Below are 3,437 nucleotides of genomic sequence, written 5' to 3' on the forward strand. Positions count from 1 at the left end.
CAGCTAACGGAAAAAGTATTGGCGAAGTGCGGGCTTTCGAAGAACTAAAAGTTCAAGAACGACCAAACGAAGCCGATATTTTTTCCATGAACTAAATTACTAAAAAAATGTGAATGGGAAAATAGCGGCGGATAAATATTACAAAATGTTCTATTATACATTTAACCCCGCATTTTGCCAATACAATGTTATCTGTCGTTCTTTTTTCAGTTATTTTGTTTTCCAAACTATTTTTTTTAAAGTGTTACTTATAGTCTTTGATTTATAGTCAACAAAATTAGATTTTTGCATAATGGATGTTAGAGTGAAAATAGGACAAAGAATTAAACATTTGCGAGAACTCTCGTCTATGTCTCAAAAGGATTTGGCTTATTCTGCTGATTTAGATAGAAGTTATATTGCTTCTGTTGAAAATGGCAGTCGAAACATCTCAATTGTCAATATTGAAAAAATTGCAATTGCACTTAATGTAACCTTAAAAGTTTTTTTTACAGATGGCAATTTTAACTAATGCTGATAAAGCGAGACTTGCAGTTATCAAATCGCATTTTAATGATACAATAACTCTAGCAGGAGTCGCAGGTATTGGAATTCAAGAAGCAGTAAATGCAATCAAAAAAGTTTTAGAAGAAACTATTATAGCTCTTGGTGAAGACGGGAAATCCGCTTTAATAAAATCTCAACAACCGATTAAAATGATTCACGAAGCTGTAAAAACTTCATTTATTTCAAACGGAGTTAGACCAGATTTAATAAAACCTGAACTTGGTCAAAGTGCTGGTGAATTAAAACTTGCTGGATTTTTAAAGAAAAAAAATCAAGATATATGTATTCTTCCAAATAATGAAGTACCAAATTTAGAAATTTTAACAGATGGTCTTCTATCTGGTGAAAGTGATCTATTTGGTCATTCATTAACTGAAAAAATATTATCTGTTAATGTCAGAAGTCAATTAAGCAGTTTAGGAAATAATATAGACACACTGTATGAAAGAACTTTTGCAGAAGCAATGAATTTGCATATGAGATGTAAGCAAATGGTATTAGGCGAGGTGTATATGATACCTGTATATGAATACAATAAACATCAAGCTCAAATAAATAATGTTGCGTGGACTACAAATCAATCACCAATTTTAACATATATAAAGGCATTTTCTGCTATAAATGATAGGCTTTCGATATTATCAGATGATTATAAATACGAAAGAGTTTGTTTATTAGTTGTAGATTTTAGTAAACCAATTCCTAAAATTTATAATACAGATGCCGAACTAAAAGCAGATAATTTAATACCACAAAATGCAACCGTAAGTATAAATAATTTAAATTTCCCAACATTTACATCAGAATTATTAAGAGCTTATTCGACCAGATTTGGAGTTAGTAGATTTAGCTGATATTTTGCTATTAAAAACTCGTCAATTTCCTGTTTATCATTTAATAATTTTAACTCATTAATTTCCTCATCAGAAAATTGAGGAATTGTGAAGTTTTCAATGAAATTTTTTTGATAACAAGGATAACCGCCTTGAATTGAAACACTTGTTTTACTTACATAATAGTGCATTAAATATGAATTTAGTATTTTTTGTACTACGTCAATATTTTCAATCAATGTAATAGGATTTACATCTTCTTCAAATAATGAAAAATTTGTTTTTGGTTCACGAAAAAACAATCCATATCCGTTTGTGAAAAAAGCATCTTCTTCTTTAACTAACAAAAATCTTGGAAACTGACTAAACGTTGGATTTAATATTTTTTTGCCTAATTTATTTAGTCCTTGTGTTCTGCCCCAAACAAAGAAAGGCTCAAAAATAGTTTTCCCTTTATCTCTTGATGATAAATTTTCTTTTTCTGACAAAAGATAAACATAGCACTTTGGATATTTAATTTTAAATTCTTCTTCTGATATAGGATTGGCGTTTCCTTTACCTAAATAATATGGGCAAATAATACGTTTAGTATTTTTTTCTATTTCTTCTTGCGACTTAAAATTTGAAATTTTGTAAACAGATTTTGTTATTTCTTTTTCAATTTCAAAAACTCCGTTTTCAGTTGTTTTTATGTAATATCCATTTTTTTCAATACTTCCATCAACAAAAAACACTTCATCTTTAAGTGTTGCAATTCCTACACAGATATCAAATAAAATATTTATTGGGGTTCCAATACTCTCAATTGTCTTAATATTATTTTGTTCATCAGATTTTAATAAACGCCATTTTTTTGAATCCAAATCTTTGAAATAATTTGGAGAACCATTAGCAATTGGTAAAAAATCTTCTGGTTTATAGCCTTCTTTTATTCTATCAAATGTCAATGCTTCATTTTCTTTCTTGTTCAAAAAAGTCAATGCGGTGTATGTTTGAGCGTCAAAAACTTTTAGATGGCTAAAATCAATAATTCTAGTTACACATTTTTTTTGCTGAAAATATTTGCGAATTGAAACTCCTGCTAATGATGTGAAGTAATTATTGGGAGTAATATATCCTAGTTTTCCTGTTGGTGTTAAAAGTTTATATCCTAATTCAAAAAAAGCAAAATAAAGATTAAAAGTACCTCCTTCAATACTTGTCCAATTTTTGATTAAATAGGCACGGTTTTCATCTGATAAATCTTGAAACTTCACATAAGGCGGATTCCCTACGACATTATCAAATTCGTTATTCCATTTAGCCTTTAAACTATCTTGATGGTATAAATTAAAATCTTTTTCTTCTAAATTTTCCTCGTTTTGTAAGGCGAAAATTGTCAACAATAATTTTGTACGAAGAATATTATAATCTAGAATATCAGAACCAAAAATATTTTCTTGAACTGTTTTTTTTACAGATTTATTAAACTTGTTTTGATAGTATTCAGCAAGACCAATTAAAAATGCTCCGCAACCACAACTCGGGTCAAGGTTTTTGTCATTTTCTTTTGGTTTTACTTCGTTTACAATAAAATCGACGATATAAGTTGGTGTGAAAAATGCGCCATTAAATTTTCTGTCTTTTGTAGGAATTAAAAGTTCAAGATAATTTTCAAGTTCTTTTATTGTTGTGATTTCTAAATTAAATATATCAATATAAAGTTTTGAATTCTCTCTAAAGTCAATGAAATAACTATTTAATATTTCATTATTTGAATAATCTAATTTATTGTTGTTTAAAAAAGAATATATCAAATGACTCTCAATTTCATTGAGATTGTAAGACTTAACCATTTCATTTAATATACCGTTTTTCATCATGCTGACTTTAAGTAACAAAGATAAGCATAATTTTGGAATTTCAAATGTTATTTTCGAAATGATTTTTTCAATATTTCCTTTAGTTTTTTTATGGTTCTTTTTTGTCATGTCCTGAAATAGGTTGACTCTTTTTGGTTAATATTTAGGATTTGCTTCACGATTTAAAAATAGGAATTTTTGTTTTTAATGTCGGAAT

Annotated in this window: 3 protein-coding genes; 2 read left to right on the forward strand and 1 reads right to left on the reverse strand. The window is 28.0% G+C overall.

Features of this window, described 5'->3' with window-relative positions:
* Positions 1 to 292 precede the first annotated feature (292 nt).
* Both B5X62_RS15325 and B5X62_RS15330 read left to right on the forward strand, forming a co-directional pair.
* Positions 293 to 511: a helix-turn-helix domain-containing protein gene (locus B5X62_RS15325; RefSeq protein WP_079668359.1), complete on the forward strand. Its 219-nt coding sequence runs from the start codon at positions 293 to 295 to the stop codon at positions 509 to 511.
* A complete protein-coding gene (locus B5X62_RS15330) occupies positions 495 to 1,400 on the forward strand; it encodes a hypothetical protein (protein ID WP_079668360.1) in 906 nt (301 codons plus the stop codon). The genes B5X62_RS15325 and B5X62_RS15330 overlap by 17 nt, the downstream gene beginning before the upstream one ends.
* Here the strand turns inward: B5X62_RS15330 and B5X62_RS15335 are convergent.
* On the reverse strand, positions 1,364 to 3,349 hold the full coding sequence (locus B5X62_RS15335; protein WP_245797212.1) for an Eco57I restriction-modification methylase domain-containing protein: 1,986 nt from the start codon (positions 3,347 to 3,349) through the stop codon (positions 1,364 to 1,366). The two genes, B5X62_RS15330 and B5X62_RS15335, sit on opposite strands and share 37 nt — an antisense overlap.
* Positions 3,350 to 3,437 lie beyond the last annotated feature (88 nt).

This window comes from Soonwooa buanensis, from assembly GCF_900167905.1.
Taxonomy (GTDB): Bacteria; Bacteroidota; Bacteroidia; order Flavobacteriales; family Weeksellaceae; genus Soonwooa; species Soonwooa buanensis.